The organism is Stenotrophomonas sp. RS-48, assembly GCF_030053245.1.
In the GTDB taxonomy this organism is placed as follows: domain Bacteria; phylum Pseudomonadota; class Gammaproteobacteria; order Xanthomonadales; family Xanthomonadaceae; genus Stenotrophomonas; species Stenotrophomonas maltophilia_P.
Genome location: NZ_JASGBV010000007.1, coordinates 1 through 19,195 on the forward strand (window position 1 = coordinate 1; position 19,195 = coordinate 19,195).

Annotated in this window: 17 protein-coding genes and 1 pseudogene; 13 read left to right on the top strand and 5 right to left on the bottom strand. The window is 67.9% G+C overall.

Annotation, left to right across the window (positions count from 1 at the left end; genetic code table 11):
• The 4 genes and pseudogenes from QMZ25_RS01680 to QMZ25_RS01695 all read left to right on the top strand — a co-directional run.
• Positions 1 to 964, top strand: a pseudogene (locus QMZ25_RS01680) (N-acetylmuramoyl-L-alanine amidase); the annotation flags it as partial.
• Between the two features lie 131 nt (positions 965 to 1,095).
• On the top strand, positions 1,096 to 2,991 hold the full coding sequence (gene mutL / locus QMZ25_RS01685; protein ID WP_065181920.1) for a DNA mismatch repair endonuclease MutL: 1,896 nt from the start codon (positions 1,096 to 1,098) through the stop codon (positions 2,989 to 2,991).
• An 11-nt stretch (positions 2,992 to 3,002) separates the two neighbouring features.
• Positions 3,003 to 3,932, top strand: coding sequence for a DUF1684 domain-containing protein (locus QMZ25_RS01690; RefSeq protein WP_283219025.1), 930 nt, complete (start codon positions 3,003 to 3,005; stop codon positions 3,930 to 3,932).
• A gap of 1 nt (position 3,933) precedes the next feature.
• A complete protein-coding gene (locus tag QMZ25_RS01695) occupies positions 3,934 to 4,881 on the top strand; it encodes a TraB/GumN family protein (RefSeq protein WP_128988762.1) in 948 nt (315 codons plus the stop codon).
• 77 nt (positions 4,882 to 4,958) lie between these two features.
• Here the strand turns inward: QMZ25_RS01695 and phaR are convergent, their stop codons facing one another.
• The 3 genes from phaR to gluQRS all read right to left on the bottom strand — a co-directional run bounded on the left by phaR (position 4,959) and on the right by gluQRS (position 7,354).
• Positions 4,959 to 5,492 (bottom strand): polyhydroxyalkanoate synthesis repressor PhaR, encoded by a 534-nt coding sequence (gene phaR, locus QMZ25_RS01700; RefSeq protein WP_065175511.1) that lies wholly within the window; start codon positions 5,490 to 5,492, stop codon positions 4,959 to 4,961.
• A gap of 183 nt (positions 5,493 to 5,675) precedes the next feature.
• Positions 5,676 to 6,416, bottom strand: coding sequence for an acetoacetyl-CoA reductase (gene phbB, locus QMZ25_RS01705; protein WP_180875542.1), 741 nt, complete (start codon positions 6,414 to 6,416; stop codon positions 5,676 to 5,678).
• A gap of 17 nt (positions 6,417 to 6,433) precedes the next feature.
• Entirely contained in the window at positions 6,434 to 7,354 is a 921-nt protein-coding gene (gene gluQRS / locus QMZ25_RS01710; protein WP_065181923.1) for a tRNA glutamyl-Q(34) synthetase GluQRS, read from the bottom strand.
• A gap of 93 nt (positions 7,355 to 7,447) precedes the next feature.
• Between gluQRS and htpX the strand changes: the two genes are divergently transcribed.
• Complete coding sequence (gene htpX, locus QMZ25_RS01715) at positions 7,448 to 8,314, top strand: protease HtpX (protein WP_053520093.1); 867 nt, start codon at positions 7,448 to 7,450, stop codon at positions 8,312 to 8,314.
• A gap of 479 nt (positions 8,315 to 8,793) precedes the next feature.
• On the opposite strand, the gene QMZ25_RS01720 is transcribed toward htpX, so the two are convergent.
• On the bottom strand, positions 8,794 to 9,621 hold the full coding sequence (locus QMZ25_RS01720) for an inositol monophosphatase family protein (protein WP_053520092.1): 828 nt from the start codon (positions 9,619 to 9,621) through the stop codon (positions 8,794 to 8,796).
• A gap of 120 nt (positions 9,622 to 9,741) precedes the next feature.
• Between QMZ25_RS01720 and QMZ25_RS01725 the strand changes: the two genes are divergently transcribed.
• The 3 genes from QMZ25_RS01725 to QMZ25_RS01735 are packed head-to-tail and all read left to right on the top strand — an operon-like array spanning position 9,742 to position 13,615.
• Positions 9,742 to 10,512 (top strand): RNA methyltransferase, encoded by a 771-nt coding sequence (locus QMZ25_RS01725; RefSeq protein ID WP_053520091.1) that lies wholly within the window; start codon positions 9,742 to 9,744, stop codon positions 10,510 to 10,512.
• 47 nt (positions 10,513 to 10,559) lie between these two features.
• Positions 10,560 to 11,492 (top strand): phosphate/phosphite/phosphonate ABC transporter substrate-binding protein, encoded by a 933-nt coding sequence (locus tag QMZ25_RS01730; RefSeq protein WP_164150581.1) that lies wholly within the window; start codon positions 10,560 to 10,562, stop codon positions 11,490 to 11,492.
• A complete protein-coding gene (locus tag QMZ25_RS01735; RefSeq protein WP_053520089.1) occupies positions 11,489 to 13,615 on the top strand; it encodes an EAL domain-containing protein in 2,127 nt (708 codons plus the stop codon). Before QMZ25_RS01730 ends, QMZ25_RS01735 begins: the two co-directional genes overlap by 4 nt.
• A 60-nt stretch (positions 13,616 to 13,675) precedes the next feature.
• On the opposite strand, the gene epmB is transcribed toward QMZ25_RS01735, so the two are convergent.
• A complete protein-coding gene (epmB, locus tag QMZ25_RS01740) occupies positions 13,676 to 14,692 on the bottom strand; it encodes an EF-P beta-lysylation protein EpmB (RefSeq protein WP_065175508.1) in 1,017 nt (338 codons plus the stop codon).
• 121 nt (positions 14,693 to 14,813) lie between these two features.
• On the opposite strand from epmB, the gene efp reads away from it, so the two are divergent.
• From efp to QMZ25_RS01765, 5 genes are all read left to right on the top strand, one after another.
• Positions 14,814 to 15,380 (top strand): elongation factor P, encoded by a 567-nt coding sequence (gene efp, locus QMZ25_RS01745; protein WP_053520087.1) that lies wholly within the window; start codon positions 14,814 to 14,816, stop codon positions 15,378 to 15,380.
• A 162-nt stretch (positions 15,381 to 15,542) separates the two neighbouring features.
• Complete coding sequence (locus tag QMZ25_RS01750; protein ID WP_053520086.1) at positions 15,543 to 16,886, top strand: TRZ/ATZ family hydrolase; 1,344 nt, start codon at positions 15,543 to 15,545, stop codon at positions 16,884 to 16,886.
• Positions 16,887 to 16,910: 24 nt separating this feature from the next.
• Positions 16,911 to 17,627: a bifunctional 2-polyprenyl-6-hydroxyphenol methylase/3-demethylubiquinol 3-O-methyltransferase UbiG gene (gene ubiG / locus QMZ25_RS01755; RefSeq protein WP_283219026.1), complete on the top strand. Its 717-nt coding sequence runs from the start codon at positions 16,911 to 16,913 to the stop codon at positions 17,625 to 17,627.
• Positions 17,624 to 18,319, top strand: coding sequence for a phosphoglycolate phosphatase (locus QMZ25_RS01760; RefSeq protein WP_065181926.1), 696 nt, complete (start codon positions 17,624 to 17,626; stop codon positions 18,317 to 18,319). The genes ubiG and QMZ25_RS01760 overlap by 4 nt, the downstream gene beginning before the upstream one ends.
• Before the next feature lie 11 nt (positions 18,320 to 18,330).
• Positions 18,331 to 19,035, top strand: a complete 705-nt coding sequence (locus QMZ25_RS01765) for a squalene/phytoene synthase family protein (RefSeq protein ID WP_065181927.1) — start codon at positions 18,331 to 18,333, stop codon at positions 19,033 to 19,035.
• The last annotated feature ends 160 nt before the right edge of the window (positions 19,036 to 19,195 follow it).

The following is a 19,195-nucleotide window of genomic DNA, read 5'->3' on the forward strand; positions in this document are numbered from 1 at the left end:
CTGCAGGTAGTAGCGCCGCTGCTCATCATCCTTGCCGGCTTCGCCACGCTGTCCGGTGACGTCGCCCGCGGCGATCCTGGCCGGCCAGCGCACCGCTGCGGTGGTGAGCAATCCGCCAGCGCCGGTACCGGCATCGCCGCCGCCCGAACCGCCGCGTCCGGCGATGCCCAGCGACGCTTCGCGCATCCGCATGCAGCCTGGCATGCGGCACCTGGTGGTGGCGATCGATCCCGGCCACGGCGGACAGGATCCGGGCGCGATCGGGCCCACCGGCAAGCGCGAGAAAGACGTCACCCTGGCGGTGGCGCGTGAGCTGGCCCGTCAGGTCAATGCCACGCCGGGCCTGAAAGCCTATCTGACCCGCGACAGCGACGTGTTCATCCCGCTGCCGATGCGCGCACAGAAGGCCCGCGCGAACAAGGCTGACATCTTCATCTCGATTCATGCGGACGCCGCCGAGAACCGCTCGGCGACCGGTTCATCGGTGTACGTGCTGTCCACCAAGGGTGCCTCGTCGCAGCGTGCGCGCTGGCTGGCGGACAAGGAAAACGCCGCCGATCTGGTCGGTGGTGTGCGCCTGCAGCAGACTGAAGGCACGCTGGCCAACGTTCTGCTCGATCTGGCGCAGAGCGGTTACATGAAAGCGTCCGAAGATGCGGCCGGCCACGTACTGGGTGGACTGAAGCGGATCGGCAACAACCACAAGCCAAACATCGAGCGGGCCAACTTCGCGGTGCTGCGCACCTCGGACATGCCGGCGATGCTGGTGGAAACCGCCTTCATCTCCAATCCGGACGAGGAGCGCCGCCTGATCGACCCGGGCTACCAGCGCAAGATCGCCGGTGCGGTGCTCGATGGCGTGCACACGTTCTTCAGCCGGCAGCCGCCGCCGGGGACGCTCTACGCGGCCCGCGCACAGGCCGAGATCGACGCGGCTGCCACCATGGCCGGCGGCAGCAAGTAGGCCGCACCCTGTTGGACCGGCCATGCCTAGGGCGTGGCGCATCATCGGCATCGCACAGGTGATCCGGCTCGACTCTCCACGCGGTACCTCCGCTATCATCGGCGCATGAAGTCTGCTGCCTACCTTGCCCCATGAGCGCGCCCGGCCCGCGCCCGATCCGGCCTTTGCCGGACATCCTGATCAACCAGATCGCCGCCGGCGAGGTGGTCGAGCGCCCCGCGTCAGTGGTCAAGGAACTGGTCGAGAATGCGATCGATGCCGGCGCCAGCCGTGTCGACATCGACCTGGAAGAAGGCGGCGTGCGCCTGATCCGCATCCGCGACAACGGCAGTGGCATCGCAGCGGAGCAGCTGCCATTGGCCGTCTCGCGGCATGCCACCAGCAAGATCGCCAACCTGGACGATCTGGAGTCGGTGGCCACGCTCGGGTTCCGCGGCGAAGCGCTGCCATCGATCGCGTCGGTCAGTCGTTTCACCCTGGCGTCGCGCCGCGCAGATGACGAGCACGGTTCCGCGCTGCAGATCGATGGCGGCAAGATCGGCGAGGTCACGCCGCGCGCGCACGCACCGGGTACCACGGTGGAAGTGCGCGAGCTGTTCTACAACGTGCCCGCGCGACGCAAGTTCCTGCGCGCCGAGCGCACCGAACTGGGGCACATCGAAGAATGGCTGCGCTCGCTGGCGCTGGCGCGGCCGGACGTCGAGCTGCGGGTCTCGCACAATGGCAAGGCATCACGCCGCTACAAGCCGGGTGACCTGTATTCGGACGCGCGGCTGTCCGAGACACTGGGCGATGATTTCGCGCTGCAGGCGGTGCGCGTGGACCACAGCGGCGCGGGCCTGCGCCTGCACGGCTGGATCGCGCAGCCGCATTATTCGCGGGCCAGTACCGACCAGCAGTACCTGTACGTCAACGGCCGTTCGGTGCGCGACCGCAGCGTTGCCCACGCGGTGAAGATGGCCTACGGCGATGTGCTGTTCCATGGCCGGCAGCCGGCCTACGTGCTGTTCCTGGAACTCGACCCCACGCGCGTTGACGTCAACGTGCATCCGGCCAAGCACGAAGTGCGTTTCCGTGATGCGCGGCTGGTCCATGATTTCGTCTACCGCACGCTGAAGGACGCGCTGGCCGATACCCGAGCCGGCGTGTCGGCGCAGGAGATCGGTGCAGGTGCCGGGCAGGCAGCGGACGCCGGGGCAGCAGCGGCGGCATCGACCGTGGGCGCGTCCGGATTCGGTCTGGTCCGTGGTCCTGCTTCGGGGGCGGGCGGCGGTGGCGGATATCAGGGATGGCGCCCGCAGCAGCCGCTGGGCCTGCAGGTTGCCGATGCGCCGGCCGCCTACGCTGCGCTCTATGCCACGCCTGCTGCAGGCGAAGGCGGCACCGCGCAGCCTGCGATGCCGAGCGGAAACGGCCTGCCGGACACCCGTGCAGACGCGGGCGTGCCGCCCCTGGGGTATGCGATCGCGCAGCTGCATGGCATCTACATCCTGGCCGAGAATGCCGAAGGCCTGATCGTGGTCGACATGCACGCGGCGCACGAACGCATCGGCTACGAGCGGCTGAAGAACGCGCACGATGGTATCGGCCTGCAGTCGCAGCCGTTGCTCGTGCCGATCACGCTGGCGGTGGGCGAACGCGAAGCGGATACCGCAGAGAGCGAGGCCGCGACGCTGGCCTCGCTTGGTTTCGAGGTGACGCGGGCCGGCCCGGGCTCGCTGCATGTGCGCAGCATTCCCGCGCTGCTGGCCCACGCCGAGCCGGAGGGGTTGCTGCGCGATGTGCTGACCGACCTGCGTGAGCACGGCCAGAGCCGCCGCGTAGCGAGCGCGCGCGATGAACTGCTGTCGACCATGGCCTGCCATGGCGCTGTGCGAGCCAATCGCCGGCTGACGGTGCCGGAAATGAACGCCCTGCTGCGCGACATGGAGATCACCGAGCGATCCGGCCAGTGCAACCACGGCCGGCCGACCTGGGCCCGTTTTTCGCTGGCGGAGATCGACCGCTGGTTCCTGCGCGGACGTTGAGGGGAGCATCGATGGCGTATCGGGGAATGGGCGGCCTGCTGGCTGTCTTGTTGCTGGCAGCCTGCAGCCCGGCGCCGCCGCCGGCGCCTGCGGTGGTGGAAGACCCGGCATACGCCGCCGCGCAGCAGCAATGGCGCGTGGCGCGTTATCAGGACCTGACACGGCCTGATGGCTGGACGGCGCTGGTCGGGCTGCACTGGCTGCAGAACAGCTCGCACTTCGTTGGCAGCGGGGCCACCAATGGCATCCGCCTGGCAGCGGGGCCGGACAAGCTCGGCCTGCTGCGGCGCGAGGGCCGGCAATGGTGGTTCACGCCGGAAGCCGGGGCGGAGCTCACTCACAATGGCCAGCCGGTGAGGGGGCGCATCCGCATGGATACCGACAAGGATCCGCAGCCTACCCTGCTTGCCTTCGACGGTGGCAAGGGCCAGCTCAGCCTGATCCGGCGTGGTCCGCGCGATGCGCTGAGGGTCAAGCATGCCGACGCGCCTGCACGCCGGGACTTCGCCGGCCTGCAGTACTGGCCGGGAGGGCCCGACTGGCAGGTGCAGGCGCGCTTCGTTGCGCACGCACCGGGCAAGACCTTGCCGATCGTCGACATCACCGGACTGACCACCGATATGCCCAACGCCGGTGCGGTCGAGTTTGAGCGTGATGGCCGGACCTGGCGGCTGGAGGCAATCGGTGCCCCCGGCGAGCCCCTGTTCCTGATCTTCGCTGACCGCACCAGCGGCCGCGGCAGTTATCCCGCTGGCCGCTATCTGGATACCGGCGCACCCGGCGCTGATGGCCGCGTGCTCATCGATTTCAACCACGCCTACAACCCGCCCTGCGCGTTCACGCCCTACGCGACCTGCCCGTTGGCGCCGCCGGAGAACCGGCTGGACCTTCGCGTGGACGCGGGCGAAAAGGCCTACCACCTGCCTGAAGGAGAAGGCTGACATGATGATCAGACACCTGTTCCACGCCGCCGTGTTGCTGCTGGCCTGCGCGGTGGCGCCTCTGGCGCAGGGCCGCAATGCCCCGGCCGCTGAAGGTGCGTCGGTCAAGCCGCCGGTACCGCTGCTGTGGAAGGTCACCGGCCCCGGCGATTCACGGCTGTATCTGCTGGGCTCGTTCCATCTGTTGAAGCCGCAGGACTATCCGCTGTCGGCCGACGTGGAGCAGGCCTTCGGGGCCTCGCAGCGCGTGTTGTTCGAACTCTCGCCGGAAGACATGCAGTCGCCGCAGCTGGCCAGCCGCATGGTGCAGGCCGCCGTGCGCACCGACGGCAGCGAACTGAAGCGTGATCTCGATGCAGCGACCTGGCAGAAGCTGCAGGCCTTCGCCGCCGTGAACAAGCTGCCGCTGGCGCAGATGCAGGGCATGAAGCCCTGGTTTGTCGGCCTGAGCATTTCGGTGGGGCAGATGCAGAAGATGGGCCTGGACCCGGCCCTCGGTCTGGACCGTCACTTCATGGAGCGCGCACAGGCGACCGGGCGCAGCACCGGTGGTCTGGAGGACATCGATACGCAGATCGGCATGCTTGATGGGATGTCGGTGCAGGAGCAGCGGCAGATGCTGTCCGAAGCCCTCGATCAGGCCGACAAGGGTGATGAACAGGCGCGCATGCTGCACGACGCATGGCGCCGCGGTGACGAGCGCCTGCTGTGGACGAAAATGGCTGCCGAGATGCGCCAGCAGTATCCGCAGCTGTATCAGCGCATCAATACCGGCCGCAATGATGCCTGGGTGCCGAAGCTGGTGCCCTATCTGCAGGCGGGGCAGGGTGGCACGCTGGTGGTGGTTGGCACGCTGCATCTGCTCGGCAGCGATGGCGTGGTCGAGAAGCTCAGGGCGAAGGGCTACAAGGTCGAGCGCGTCTGCACGGCGTGCAAGGCGAAGCGCTGACGTCTGCCTGCGGATGACCCGCAGACGAAAACGGCGCGCCAGTGGCGCGCCGTTTTCATGTCAGTCCCTGCCGTAGCTCAGCGGCGGGTCTTGCCGCCGGTGCCGGTGCCCGGTTCGTTCGGCTTGCTGCCGGTTCCGGTTCCCGGGCCGGTTCCGCCGGGGCGGGGGCCGCCGAAGCCGGTGCCCATGCTGCGCTGGAATTCCTGCCACAGCTCCAGGTTGCGTTCGGTCAGCTGGTTCATCATCGCCCACGGCGTCTGGCCCAGCAGGTTGCCCATCTGCTGGCGGAACTGCTGCTGCTGGTCCAGGAACACCTGCATGCTGCGTTCCAGGTAGTTGCCCATGAATCCCTGCAGGGAGTCGCCGTAGAAGCGGATCAGCTGGCTCAGCAACTGGGTGGAGAGCATCGGCTCGCCGTCCTGCTCCTGGTCGGCGATGATCTGCAGCAGGACCGAACGGGTAAGGTCGTCACCGCTCTTGGCGTCGCGGACCTCGAAGTCTTCACCGTCCAGTATCAGCTGGCGGACGTCCTCGATGGTGATGTAGCTGGAAATCTCGGTGTCGTAGAGACGGCGGTTCGGATACTTCTTGATGATGCGGGTCGCAGCCATGAAGCGGTCACTCGTCACAGTAGACGCGCAGCATGGCGCAGTGCAGCAGCCGTTGCAACCGCCCCAGCCCCCGCCAGGCTTGGCTTTCACGGCGGATCATGTTGCGCAACAAGGGTTTGCGTGCTGCGCAGCATGACCGCAGGCAGGTGCGGTCCGGCACGTGACCGGCCGCCCCCGCGCGGCTCACCAGCCCATGTGGTGGCCGCCGTTGATGTCCAGGTTGCTGCCGGTGATCCACGAGGCCTCCTCGGCCACCAGGAAGGACACGCCGTAGGCGATCTCCTCCGGCTTGCCCAGGCGCCCGGTCGGAATGTCTGCGATGATCTTGGCGCGCACTTCCTCCGGCACGGCCATGACCATGTCCGTGGCGACATAGCCCGGCGAAATGGTGTTGACGGTGATGCCGAAGCCCGCGTTCTCGCGCGCCAGTGAGATGGTGAAGCCGTGCATGCCGGCCTTGGCGGCGGCGTAGTTGGCCTGGCCATACTGGCCCTTCAGACCGTTGATCGAGCTGATCTGGATGACCCGGCCCCAGCCGCGGCGACGCATGCCTTCGATGACCGGGCGGGTGACGTTGAACACCGAATTGAGGTTGGTGTTGATCACGTCATGCCACTGGTCCGCACGCATCCGGTGAAAGGTCGTATCGCGGGTGATGCCGGCGTTGTTGACCAGGATCTCGACCGGGCCCAGTTCGTTTTCGACGGCGCGCACCATCGCTTCGGCACTGTCAGGATCGGACACGTCGCCGGCGAAGATGGACACGCTGTAGCCGCGTTCGGTCATCGCCTGCTGCCAGGCGCGGGCCTTGGTTTCATCGCGATAGTTGGTGGCGACCCGGTGGCCCTGGTCGGCCAGGCGTTGGCAGATGGCGGTACCGATGCCGCCGGTTCCGCCGGTGACCAGTGCGACGCGAGATGTCATGGAATGCAGTCCGGGTTTCAGGTGGGGGAAGGGGGATTCTGCAACATCGGCGCGGAAAGTGCGCCCGTCGGCAACAGGATGTCCGTGCGTGGCAGGCGGGCCGGATCGAATGCCTGCCGGGCCGCCGCGAGCAGGTCGTGCAGATCGTCGTGACCCTCGAGTGCGGCGGGCGACTGGCCGAGCAGGCCCCACAACTGACGCAGCACCGGCACCGGGCGGGCGCTGTCGACCGGCAGCGCGGCCAGCGACTTGGACAGCTTGTGCCCGGGCGCGTCCAGCAGCAGGGGCAGGTGCCAGTATCGCGGCACTGCCAGTCCGAGTGCCTGCTGCAGCAGGATCTGCCGCGCGGTGGAGTCGAGCAGGTCGGCGCCGCGCACCACGTCGGTGACGCCCTGCGCGGCATCGTCGACCACCACCGCCAGCTGGTAGGCCCAGCACCCGTCGGCGCGGCGCAGCACGAAATCACCCACCTCGGCGTGGACGTCCTGCACCTGACGGCCGCGCAGGCCATCGTCGAACTGCACCACGCTGCCGGCCGGTACGCGGAAGCGGACGGCAGGGTCCGGTCGGGGCTGCCGCGCGACGCAGCGATGGTGGATGCCCCCCCGGGCTGCCAGTTCGCTGCGGCTGCAGTGGCAGATGAAGGCCAGCCCGCTGGCCAGCAGCCTGTCCAGAGCCTGCTGGTAAGCATCGCCACGTTCGCTCTGCCACAGCACCGGACCATCGTGGGCCAGGCCGAATGCCGCCAGTGCCTGCAACTGCGCGTGCGCAGCCCCGGGCACGGTGCGTGGGGGATCGATGTCCTCGATGCGCAGCCGCCACAGGCCATGGTGATGGCGCGCGAGCAGCCAGCTGCCGAATGCAGCCAGCAGGGAGCCGGGGTGTAGCAGGCCGGTAGGCGAGGGCGCGAAGCGGCCGCAGGAAAGGGGGGAGGTCATGCTGGCTGAATCGTCGGTCAGGTTGGTGCTTGAATTCAAGCTGACCGCACCGCAAATTGGCGGATATCGACCCCTTCCGAGCCGGAATTTCCCATGTTTACCCGCATCGCACTCTTTCTAGCCACCAACTTTGCAGTGCTGATCCTGGCCGGCATCGTGATGTCGCTGCTGGGGGTCAATCCGAACCAGATGAGCGGCCTGCTGGTGATGGCTGCGATTTTCGGCTTCGGCGGTTCCTTCATCTCGCTGCTGTTGTCCAAGTGGATGGCCAAGCGCTCCACCGGCGCGGTGGTGATCACCGAGCCACGCAACCAGACCGAGCGCTGGCTGCTGGCCACCGTCGAGCGCCAGGCCAAGGCGGCCGGCATCGGCATGCCCGAAGTGGCGGTCTACGATGGGCCGGAGATCAACGCGTTCGCCACCGGCGCCAACCGCAACAACGCGCTGGTGGCGGTGTCCACCGGTCTGCTGCAGAACATGAGCGAAGACGAGGCCGAAGCCGTACTGGGCCACGAGATCGCCCACGTGGCGAATGGTGACATGATCACCATGGCGCTGCTGCAGGGTGTGCTGAACACCTTCGTGATCGTGCTGGCGCGCGTGGTCGGCGGCGTCATCGACAGCGCACTGTCGGGCAACCGCGAAGGCGGTGGCCGCGGGTTCGCCTACTACATCATCGTGTTCGTGCTGGAGATGGTGTTCGGCCTGTTCGCGACCATGATCTCGATGTGGTTCTCGCGCCATCGCGAGTTCCGCGCCGATGCCGGTGGTGCCTCGCTGGCAGGTCGTCAGAAGATGATCGCCGCGCTGGAGCGCCTGCAGCTCAACCACGGCCAGAGCACGCTGCCGACCCAGATCGCCGCCTTCGGCATCGCCGGTTCGACCGCGAAGAAGCTGTTCATGAGCCACCCGCCGCTGGAAGAGCGCATCGCCGCGCTGCGGGCCTCGACGGTGGTGTAAGCCTCCGGTTGCAACGCACTGCTACAGGAACGCCCGGCCCCGTGCCGGGCGTTTCTGTTTGCGCGTCGGCAGCATCGACGCGTGCCCGCAGGATCGTTTCCGCGACTGCGGAGGGGTGTCACTTTCAAGGTCGAAGGCGAAGCGGCCGCTTCGCTCGCCGGGCATGGCCCGGCGCTACCCGTCATCGTCGTGCAGCTGTGGTTCTTGACCTTGGGTCCGCCTTGAGCGAGCCGAGCACCGCAGGTCCGGCGAGGGCGAAGAGGTGCGGGTGTCTGAGCGCAGCGAGTTCCCGCACCGTCCCTCGACGGACCGAGGAGCGCAGGGAACCGGCGTGCACAGCACGTCGGCTCGCGTCCTGGCGGCGTGTTTCTTTGGTTACTTTCTTTGCACGAGCAAAGAAAGTGACAAGCACGATCACTGCGGATACGAAAACGGCACCTTCACAGGTGCCGTCTCCATGAACCGCTTTACAGGGAAGCTCAGAATTTCGCGTCGAACTCGGCTGCATAGCCCGTGTTGACCAGCACCTTCTGCAGCGACTCGGCCACCTTCAGGTTGCCCGCCACCACCTGCTGGGTTTCCGGACCGCGGTTGTCCATGCGTGCAAGCGGTGCTCCCTTGAAATCGCACACCTTGCCACCGGCCTCACGCACCAGCAGCACGCCGGCCGCGATGTCCCAGGCCTTCACCCCGGCCTCGAAGTAGGCGTCGGCGCGACCGCAGGCGACATAGGCCAGGTCCAGCGCAGCGGAACCGGTACGGCGGATGTCCTCGGCCTGCACCAGCAGGGCATCGACCGCCTTCAACTGGGCGCCGGCACGGGCGCGCTCGCGCGGAGCGAAGCCGGTCTGGATCATGGTGCCGCCCAGGTCCTTGCGATCCGCCACGCGGATGCGACGGTCGTTCAGCACGGCGCCCGCGCCACGGCTGGCGGTGAACAGCTCGTTGCGCAGCGGATCGAAGATGACCGCGTCGGTCGGCTCGCCGTTCTCGACCAGGGCGATCGATACACAGTAGTGGGGGACGCCGCGCAGGTAGTTGCTGGTGCCGTCCAGCGGATCGATGACCCACATGTGGCGATGTTCGCCCTGCACGCCGCCTTCCTCGCCAAACACGCCGTACTCGGGATACGCGCGCTTGAGCTCCTTGACGATGACCTTTTCCGCGTCCGCATCGACTTCGCTGGCGTAGTCCATCCGCCCCTTCTGCACCACGTTCAGTGCCTCGAGCTTGTTGATGTTGCGCAACAGGACGTTGCCGGCGAGGCGGGCGGCCTTGACCATGACGGTGACGGCGGGTTTCTGCATGGCGTGGGCTCCCGGAAAGGCAGAAGGGTAGGACTGGCGGGGGAAAAGAGCGGGTCCGGCGCAGTGGCCGGCCGCACAGTTTACCATTGGTCATCGTCCAGCTCGACCTTTTCCCTGTTCATGTCCCAGTTCCCCGCCGCCACCCGCCTCCGATTCGTCCTGGTCGGAACCCAGCATCCCGGCAACATGGGCGCCGCCGCCCGCGCCCTGAAGACCATGGGCCTGGCCCGCCTGGTACTGGTGGCCCCGGAAAAACCGCTGGACGAGGAGGCATTCCGCCGCTCGGCCGGCGCCGAGGACGTGCTCGGCGATGCGCCCGTGGTGGCCACCCTGGCCGAGGCCGTCGCCGACTGCCGTCTGGTGCTGGGGTGTACGGCCCGCGCACGCCGGGTCCAGCTGGAGGAGTACCTGCCCGCCGACGCAGCGGCCCGTGCGGTCGCCAAGGCCGGTGAGGGTGCCGAGGTGGCGCTGGTGTTTGGCCGGGAACGGACCGGCCTGACCAACGAGGAGCTGCAGCTGTGCCACGCGGCGGTGCACATTCCGTCCGATCCGGCGTTCAGTTCGCTCAACCTCGCCGCCGCCGTGCAGGTGTTGGCCTACGAGGTGCGCATGCAGCTGCTCGGCGCCCAGCCTGCCGTTGGCGCCGAACCGGGCTTTCGTGAGCAGGTGGCCAGCCACGAACAGATGGAGAGCTTCTTCGCCCAGCTTGGCGACACCCTGGACGAGATCGATTTCCACAAGGGCCGTGCGCCGGAGTCGGCGATGCGCAAGCTGCGCCGCCTGTTCCTGCGCAGCGAGCCGAGCGAGCAGGAAGTGCGGTTGCTGCGCGGCATCCTGGCTGATGCCCAGCGCATGGCGCGTCTGGCCAAGCCGGGCAGTCACAACGGCTGACGACGTTCTCATTTTTTCGGGTAGTCTGTCCGGATACCCAGGGGGGGATGAAACCGGTGTCGGGTCTGCGAACGGCAATGCAGGGGGCGCTGCTGAGCCTGGCCATGGTCCTGCTGGCCGGAACGGTGCGCGCTGCGCCGGATCCGGTGCTGGTGCTGGGCCGGATCAGCGACGATCCCAAGGCCCATTACCAGCAGCTGCAGCCGCTGCTGGACTACGTGGTGGCACGCATGCACGACGTCGGCATCCAGGAGGGGAGGATACTGATGGCGCGTGATCCGCAGCAGATGGCCAGCTATCTGCGGCGGGGGCAGGTCGACTGGGTCACGGAAACCGCCGGAACCGCAGTGGCGCTGGGTCAGCGCAGCGGTGCGCGGCCGTTGCTGCTGACCGAGCGCAATGGCGTGCGTGAGTACCAGACCGTATTCTTCGTGCGCCGAGACAGCCCGTTCCAGCGGCTGGAGGACCTGCGGGGCCACCGCCTTGCGCTGCAGAACACCGCATCCACCAGCGCCTACCTGGTGCCGGTGATGACGTTGCTGGGCCACGGGTTGTCCCCACAGATCCTCGCGGGTACGTGGGACGCTCCGGGCACGGACAGCGTCGGCTATGTGTTCGCCCGTAGCGAGCTGAACATCGCCACCTACGTGCACAAGGGCGTGGCCGATGCGGGCGCGGTGAGCAGCGTGGACTGGAACGATGAGCGGCGCATGCCGCGGGCGTTCCGGCGCGACTTCCGCGAACTGTTGCGCACGGAGCCCTATCCTCGCGCCGTGGAGGTGGTGCGCGCCGACCTGGATGCACGCGTCCGTGATCGCCTGCAGGAGGTCCTGCTGCAGGCGGCCAGTGATCCGCAGGCACAGGCAGCGCTGCACCGTTTTTTTGGTACTTCCGGTTTCCACCGCGTCGACGCGCATGCGCAGCAGCGGCTGGATGAATTGAAACAAGGATTGACGCGCGTGCGGATGGAAGTGGAATGAAGTGGCTCGGCTCGGGAATGCAGGCGCGGTTCCTGCTCGCGATGGGCGGGGCGATGCTTGTGGTGGTGGCGATCCTGGCGGTGCTGCTGGGGCGGCAGGCGGCGATGCAGAGCGAGGTGCGCAACCTCAGCGGCGGCGTCATCCATGAACTGTTCGACCGCAGCGTGCGCAGCCGCGGCGAAGCGATCGCCCGTGAGCTTTCCGATGCGCTGGCCAACCCGCTGTACTACCACGATCTGGACCAGGTCGGCGCACTGGTGCGCAGCACGTCGCGGCAGCCCGTGGTGCGCTATGTGCTGGTGTTCGACGAACGTGGCCGGCTGGTGCACGACGGTTCGGTGGAGGTCGCCGCCTTCGGTCAGCCGATGGGAGACCCCCTTGCACCGGGCGCGATCGCCGCGCGGACGCTGGTGGTGCAGCAGTCGCCAAAGGTGCTCGACAACACGATGCCGATCATGGTCGGCAACCAGCGCATCGGCGGCGTCCGCGTCGGCATGGCGCTGGACGAAGTGCAGCAGCGCGAGCAGGCCGCCAACGCAACGCTGGGCGAGCGCCTGCAGCAGGTCGGCAGCCGTCATCTGGGCTGGCTGCTGCTGATGCTCGGCCTGCTGGTGGTGATCGGCGTGGCGGTGATCTTCTACGTGCAGCGCACCCTGGTCGCGCCGATCCGCGACCTGGCGGTGGCGGCCCGTCGCATCGAAGCCGGCGACTACCAGGCGCCGCTGCTGGAGAATACCCGCGACGACGAGGTCGGTGAGCTGGTGCGGGGATTCGCCCGCATGCGTGATGCCATCGCCCGCCACGACCGCGAGGTGCGGCACATGGCCTACACCGACGCACTGACCGGCCTGACCAACCGCTTGGCGTTCCGCGAAGCTCTGGACCACCGGCTGATGGCCGCGCGTGCGTCCAAGCAGCGGTTGGGCCTGTTGTTTGCGGACATCGACGATTTCAAGCGGGTCAACGATACCCTCGGGCATGAAGCGGGCGACGAAGCACTGCTGCAGTTTGCCCAGCGGATCGGCCGCGCCGTCGCCGAGGCCGGGGGCGATGAGGCGCTGCTGGCCCGTTTTGGCGGCGACGAGTTCGTGATCCTGGTCGGCGACGGCGATGTCGCTGCCAATGCGCGGCTGCTGGCCGAGGTGCTGGTGCGCGAACTGGGCAAGCCGCTGGTGGTACAGGGCAGGGAGCTGTTCCTGGGCACCTCCATCGGCGTGACCCTGTTCCCGGACGATGCCGCAGACGCGACCACACTGCTGAAGAACGGCGACATCGCCATGTACCAGGCGAAGATGGCCGGCAAGAATTGCTACCGGTATTACAGCCGGGCGATGGACCATGCTGTCGAGCGCCGCGTGCACATGGAACAGGAACTGCGCGGCGCCTGGGAGCGCGGCGAGCTGCGCCTGGCCTACCAGCCGATCTTCCGCACCCGCGACCGGCGGATGGTCGGCGTCGAGGTGCTGCTGCGCTGGCAGCACCCCACTCTGGGCACGATCCCGCCGTCGGTGTTCATCGAAGTGGCCGAGCAGAGCGGGCTGATCGAGGTGATCGGGCCGAAGGTGCTGCGCGCGGCCTGCATGGAAGCGTCGCAGTGGCCGCGCAGTGCGGGCGGCGATGATCTGTTCGTGTCGGTGAACGTGTCGCCCCGGCAGCTGCGTGGCGGCGAGCTGCCGTCACTGGTCGCACAGTGCCTGCATGAGTCGGGGCTGCCGGCTTCGCGCCTGCATCTGGAACTGACCGAGACCGCCGTGATCGGTGATGAGATGGTGGCCGCGCAGTTGCTGGACAAGCTGCATCGCACCGGCGTCAAGGTGTGGCTGGACGACTTCGGCACCGGCTTCTCGGGCTTGAGCCACCTGCGCCAGGTGCCCGTGGACGGCGTGAAGATCGACAAGAGTTTCATTGCCGACATGCAGCGTGATCCGGACGACCTGGCGCTGACCACGGCGATCATCGCCATGGCCCACGCGCTGGGCATCACGGTGGTTGCCGAGGGCATCGAGCAGCAGGCGCAATTCGAGCTGCTGGCCCAGCGCGGCTGCGATCTTGGCCAGGGCTACTGGCTGAGCCACCCGGTCACCGCGACCGAAGTGGTGCGGATGATCGAGTCCGGCGTCTGAATCCTGGTTCAGGGGTCAGATCCTTTTCTGCAGGAAACGGCTCTGACCCCGGCGGGATCCCTACAGCGGGCGCTTGCTCGGGTCGCCGGGGAGTTCCCGCACCAGCTTGGGAACCAGGTAGCCGGACAGGCGCGCGGTCAGGCCGGCGATCAGCTCCCTGGCGCGGGTGTCATCCACCTCGAAGTGGGCCACGCCCTCGACCCGGTCCAGCTGGTGCAGGTAATAGGGCAGCACGCCGGCGGCAAAGCTGCGTTCGCTCAGTTCCTGCAGCGCCTGCACGCTGTCGTTGACGCCACGCAGCAGCACTGCCTGGTTCAGGAGCTGGGCGCCGGTGCCACGCAGGCGCGCCATTGCCGCGTCCACGCTGGCATCGAACTCATTGCGATGGTTGGCATGGACCACGATCGCCAGCGGCCACGGCAGGCTGCCCAGCCAGGCCAGCAGCTCGTCGTCGACCCGTTCCGGCAGCACGATCGGCAGCCGGGTGTGGATGCGCAGGCGACGGATGTGCGGAATCCGCCGCAGCGCGTCGGTCAGTTCGACCAGCTTGTGGGTGGCCAGCGACAGCGGATCCCCCCCGGACAGGATCACTTCATCGATATCCGGATCGGCGGCGATGGCGTCCACCGCTTCCCACCAGCCGCCCTTGGCGGCATTCTCAGCGGCGTAGTCGAAGTGCCGGCGGAAACAGTAGCGGCAATTGATTGCACAGCTGCCGGTGGCGATCAGCAGCGCCCGGCCCCGGTACTTCTGGATGACCCCGGTCGCCTTCCTGGCCGCACCATCGCCCACCGCGTCGAAGCTGAACCCGGGAACGACCTGCATCTCGTCATTGACCGGCAGCACCTGGCGCAGCAGCGGGTCGGCCGCATCGCCCTTGCGCATGCGGGCCACGAACCCGTCCGGTACGCGCAGCGCGAACTGGGCCATGGCCGCCTCGGACACGCCCAGTGCGACCGGATCCAGCTCCAGCCGCGCCAGCAGTGCGTGCGGGTCGCGCAGCGCCTGGCGCCAGAGTTCCTGCCAGCGTGCGGGTGCACCCGGCGACGACGGGCGGGGAAAGGCGGAAAGCTGCATGGAGAGGGGGCCTGCGGTTATCATGGGGGCAGAAAAACAGTCGCCCACCGGCATCCGGTGGGCTTTCCATTCTACCGGCTCGCCGCACCCGCGGCGGTTTTGCCATTTGAGGAGCTTGAGCATGGCCACTGTGGGCATGAATGACGTCAAGAACGGGATGAAGATCCTGGTCAACAATGAACCGGCGGTCATCACCGATACCGAATACGTCAAGCCGGGCAAGGGCCAGGCGTTCACCCGCGTCAAGTACCGCTTCATCCGTTCGGGCCGCGTGGTCGAACTGACCATGAAGGCGACCGACGACCTGGAAGTGGCCGACGTGGTCGACACCGACATGAACTACATGTACAGCGATGGCGAGTACTGGCACTTCATGGATCCGGAGACCTTCGAGCAGGTCCAGGCCGACAAGGCCGGCATGGGCGGCGCCGAAAAGTGGCTGAAGGGCGAGGAAGCCTGCATCGTGACCCTGTTCAACGGTGCGCCGATCTTCGTGCAGCCGCCGAACTTCGTCGAGCTGAAGATCACCGAAACCGATCCGGGCGTCCGCGGTGACACCTCCGGCGGTGGCGGCAAGCCGGCCACGCTGGAAACCGGTGCCGTGGTCCGCGTGCCGCTGTTCGTCAACCAGGATGAAGTCATCCGGGTCGACACCCGTTCGGGCGAGTACTCCTCGCGCGTGAAGTAATCCGGCGCAGCCGGATGACCTGTGAGCCGGGCCCAGGCCCGGCTTTCCGGGCATCGCCCGGAACCCGTTGCCGGCGTCCTCGGTGCCGCAACGGACAGCCGCCGGGCGTGGCCCGGCGCTACCGCCTCCCGTGAGGTTCTCCCCCCAGCCAAGTGAGCCTGCATGAGCGACAGCCCGCACCTCCCCGAAGCCTGCGACCTGCTCATCGAAGCCGGCTACGTCGTTCCGATCGAACCGCATGCCGTGGTGCTGGAAGACCATGCCGTAGCCGTGCGTGGCGGCGAGATCGTGGCCGTGCTGCCGCGTGCCGAAGCGCGGGCGCGCTTCCGTGCCGCGCAGGTGGTCAGCCGTCCGGACGCCGCGCTGATGCCGGGCCTGGTCAACGCGCACACGCACAACCCGATGACCCTGCTGCGCGGCGTTGCGGATGACCTGCCGCTGATGACCTGGCTGCAGGAGCACATCTGGCCGGTGGAAGCGGCGGTGATCGGCCCCGAGTTCGTCGCCGACGGCACCACGCTGGCCATTGCCGAGATGCTGCGCGGCGGCACCACCTGCGCCAACGAGAACTACTTCTTCGGCGACGTGCAGGCGGCGGTCTACAAGAAGCATGGTTTCCGCGCGCTGGTGGGGGCTGTCATCATCGATTTCCCGACCGCCTGGGCGAAGAGCGACGACGAGTATTTCGCCAAGGCCGGTGAACTGCACGACCAGTGGCGCAACGACAGTCTGATCGGCGTCGCGTTCGCACCACATGCGCCCTACACGGTCAGCGATGCCAATTTCGAGAGGGTGCGGATGCTGTCCGACCAGCTCGACATGCAGGTGCACCTGCATACCCATGAGACCGCGCAGGAAGTCAGCGACTCGATCAGGCTGCATGGCCAGCGTCCGCTGGCGCGGCTCGATCGCCTCGGCCTGGTCAATGACCGGTTGATCGCGGTGCACATGACCCAGCTGACCGACGCGGAGATCCACCTGTGCGCCGAGCGTGGCGTCAGCGTGGTGCACTGCCCGGAATCGAACCTGAAACTGGCCTCCGGCTTCTGCCCCGCCTGCGCCCTGCAGCGCGCAGGCGTGAACCTGGCCATCGGTACCGATGGCTGTGCCAGCAACAACGACCTGGACATGTTCAGCGAGAACCGCACCGCGGCGATCCTGGCCAAGGCTGTCGCCAACGACGCCACTGCGCTGGACGCGGCCACCACGTTGCGCGCTTCCACGCTCGGCGGTGCCCGTGCGCTGGGCTTCGGCGAGCGGATCGGCTCGATCGAGGTGGGCAAGCAGGCCGATCTGGTCTGCGTGGACCTGTCCGCGCTGGAAACCCAGCCGCTGCACAACGTGCTTTCGCAGCTGGTGTACGCCACCGGCCGGCAGCAGGTGAGCGACGTCTGGATTGCCGGCAAGCCCAAGCTGGTGCAGCGCGAGCTGGTCGGCATGGACCTGCCGGGCATCATCGCCAACGCGCGCCAGTGGCGCGAGCGCATCCGCCATATCCGCGCCTGAACCCCGGCGCTGCAAGGATTCCCCATGACTGCCCCGCATGCTTCCTCCAATTTCGATCAGGCCGAGCTGGACAAGTTCGCCGCACTGGCCAACCGCTGGTGGGACGCCGATGGTCCGCAGAAGCCGCTGCATGCACTGAACCCGGTGCGCCTGAAGTACGTGGCCGACCGCGTGCCGCTGCGCGGCGCACGCGTGCTCGACATCGGCTGCGGTGGCGGCCTGCTGAGCGAAGCACTGGCCCAGGCCGGCGCCGATGTCACCGCCATCGATCTGGCCCCGGAGCTGGTCAAGGTCGCGCGGCTGCACGCACTGGAAAGTGGTGCCAAGGTCGACTACCGGGTGCAGGCCGCCGAGGGCCTGGCCGCTGAACAGCCGGGCAGCTTCGATGTGGTGACGTGCATGGAGATGCTCGAGCACGTGCCGGACCCCGGCGCGATCATCGAGGCCTGCAGGCGGCTGCTGAAGCCGGGGGGGCACCTGTTCCTGTCGACCATCAACCGCACGGCCGCCGCATTCGCGGTGGCCATTATCGGTGCCGAATACGTGGCGCGCCTGTTGCCGAAGGGCACCCACCACTACCAGGAATTCATCAGGCCGGCCGAACTGGCACGCTGGTTGCGCGAGGCTGATCTGCAGCTGGCCGATGTCAGCGGCATGGCATACGAGCCGTGGCGCAACCGTGCCCGCCTCAGCACCCGCACCGACATCAACTACCTGGCCTACGCGGTCAAGCCGGCATGACCGCCACGCACTTCCCGCGCGCGGTGCTGTTCGACCTGGACGGCACCCTGCTGGACAGTGCGCCGGACTTCGTTGCCACCTGCGACGCCATGCTGGCCGAGCGTGGACGCGCGCCGATCGATCCGGCGCAGCTGCGCCCGGTGGTGTCCAAGGGCTCGCGGGCGATGATCGCGGCGGCCTTCCCGGACCTGGATGCGCATGCGCGCGACGCGCTGATCCCGGAGTTCCTGCAGCGCTATGAAGCGTTGATCGGCCAGCACGCGGTGCTGTTCGATGGCGTCGCCGGCATGCTCGCCGCGCTTGATGCTGCTGGAACGGTATGGGGCATCGTTACCAACAAGCCCGAGTACCTGGCGCGGTTGATCCTGCCGCAGCACGGTTGGCAGCAGCGCTGCGCCGTGCTGGTCGGCGGCGACAGCCTGGCCGAGCGCAAGCCGCACCCGCTGCCGCTGCTGCACGCTGCGCAGGCGATCGGTGTCGCGGCAAGCGACTGCGTGTATGTCGGCGACGACGAGCGCGACATCATCGCGGCGCGCGCCGCGGCCATGCCATCGGTGGCAGCGCTGTGGGGCTACCGCCTGCACAGCGACGACCCGTTGGCCTGGCAGGCCGATGTACTGGTCGAGAACGCCGCACTTCTGCAACTGGCCAGCCTGTGGCCAACCCGGCCGGCACGCCCGGCCCACCCGTAAGGACGATCGTAGTGAGCAGCACCGCGCTGGAAAGCTTCCTCGACAAATGGCGCAGCCGTTGGCCGGAATGGTCGGTGGCCGCGCCGTTCGTGGCCGAATCGCACCGTGAGTTGGCCGTAGCGTGGTTCGCGCTCCTGCAGGAATTCGACGACATGCTCAATACCAGCGGCGATCCGTTGCCGGCCGATGCCAAGCTGGCATGGTGGGGCGAGGAACTGCGCAGCTGGGAAGGACAGCGTTCGCGCCATCCGTTGGGTCGTGTGCTGGAACCGGTGCGTGCGCCGTGGGCGCGGTTGGCGGAAACGCTGCCGGATCTGGTGGAGGCACGCACCGTCGCGCCGGATGCGGCCAGTGCCGAAGCTGCGCTGGCCCGCTACGCTGAAGCGGTCGCGGCCGTGGAAGTGGTGTTGTTCGATGACAGGCCGCGGACCGGTGCGGGCCGGGCCGTGCAGTTGCAGACGCTGGCCCAGCGCCTGCAGGACGCAGGCGTGGCCGGCGTGCCGCGCAGCCTGCTGGACGAGGACACCCGCTCCGCCGCGCAGCGCTGGGCGCAGCAACTGTTGAAGGGGTGGGGCACGCGCGTGCCAGGCCCGCGCCCGCGCCGCGTGTGGTCCAGCCTGGCCCGTGCACGCCTGACGGCCCAGGCGGCCGGCAAGCCGATCGAGGCGACCCCGCTGCGCACCCTGCTGCGGGTGTGGTGGGCCGCACGCGGCTGATTCCGTCGCCGCTGCGCTCGCCGGGCATGGCCCGGCGCTACCGGGTTGCAGGTTGTTGATTCCGTTGCCGCTGCGCCGCCGGGCGTGGCCCGGCGCTACCGGGTCGCGTGTCGCTGATTCCGTTGCCGCTGCGCTCGCCGGGCATGGCCCGGCACAACCG

Bases quoted from the DNA above. Each gene is read 5' to 3' on its own strand.
- phbB (WP_180875542.1), bottom strand. From the start codon at position 6,416: ATGACATCTCGCGTCGCACTGGTCACCGGCGGAACCGGCGGCATCGGT.
- mutL (WP_065181920.1), top strand. From the start codon at position 1,096: ATGAGCGCGCCCGGCCCGCGCCCGATCCGGCCTTTGCCGGACATCCTG.
- efp (WP_053520087.1), top strand. From the start codon at position 14,814: ATGGCCACTGTGGGCATGAATGACGTCAAGAACGGGATGAAGATCCTG.
- epmB (WP_065175508.1), bottom strand. From the start codon at position 14,692: ATGCAGCTTTCCGCCTTTCCCCGCCCGTCGTCGCCGGGTGCACCCGCA.
- QMZ25_RS01760 (WP_065181926.1), top strand. From the start codon at position 17,624: ATGACCGCCACGCACTTCCCGCGCGCGGTGCTGTTCGACCTGGACGGC.
- gluQRS (WP_065181923.1), bottom strand. From the start codon at position 7,354: ATGACCTCCCCCCTTTCCTGCGGCCGCTTCGCGCCCTCGCCTACCGGC.
- QMZ25_RS01725 (WP_053520091.1), top strand. From the start codon at position 9,742: ATGTCCCAGTTCCCCGCCGCCACCCGCCTCCGATTCGTCCTGGTCGGA.
- phaR (WP_065175511.1), bottom strand. From the start codon at position 5,492: ATGGCTGCGACCCGCATCATCAAGAAGTATCCGAACCGCCGTCTCTAC.
- htpX (WP_053520093.1), top strand. From the start codon at position 7,448: ATGTTTACCCGCATCGCACTCTTTCTAGCCACCAACTTTGCAGTGCTG.
- QMZ25_RS01690 (WP_283219025.1), top strand. From the start codon at position 3,003: ATGGCGTATCGGGGAATGGGCGGCCTGCTGGCTGTCTTGTTGCTGGCA.
- QMZ25_RS01735 (WP_053520089.1), top strand. From the start codon at position 11,489: ATGAAGTGGCTCGGCTCGGGAATGCAGGCGCGGTTCCTGCTCGCGATG.
- QMZ25_RS01730 (WP_164150581.1), top strand. From the start codon at position 10,560: ATGAAACCGGTGTCGGGTCTGCGAACGGCAATGCAGGGGGCGCTGCTG.
- ubiG (WP_283219026.1), top strand. From the start codon at position 16,911: ATGACTGCCCCGCATGCTTCCTCCAATTTCGATCAGGCCGAGCTGGAC.
- QMZ25_RS01750 (WP_053520086.1), top strand. From the start codon at position 15,543: ATGAGCGACAGCCCGCACCTCCCCGAAGCCTGCGACCTGCTCATCGAA.
- QMZ25_RS01695 (WP_128988762.1), top strand. From the start codon at position 3,934: ATGATGATCAGACACCTGTTCCACGCCGCCGTGTTGCTGCTGGCCTGC.
- QMZ25_RS01720 (WP_053520092.1), bottom strand. From the start codon at position 9,621: ATGCAGAAACCCGCCGTCACCGTCATGGTCAAGGCCGCCCGCCTCGCC.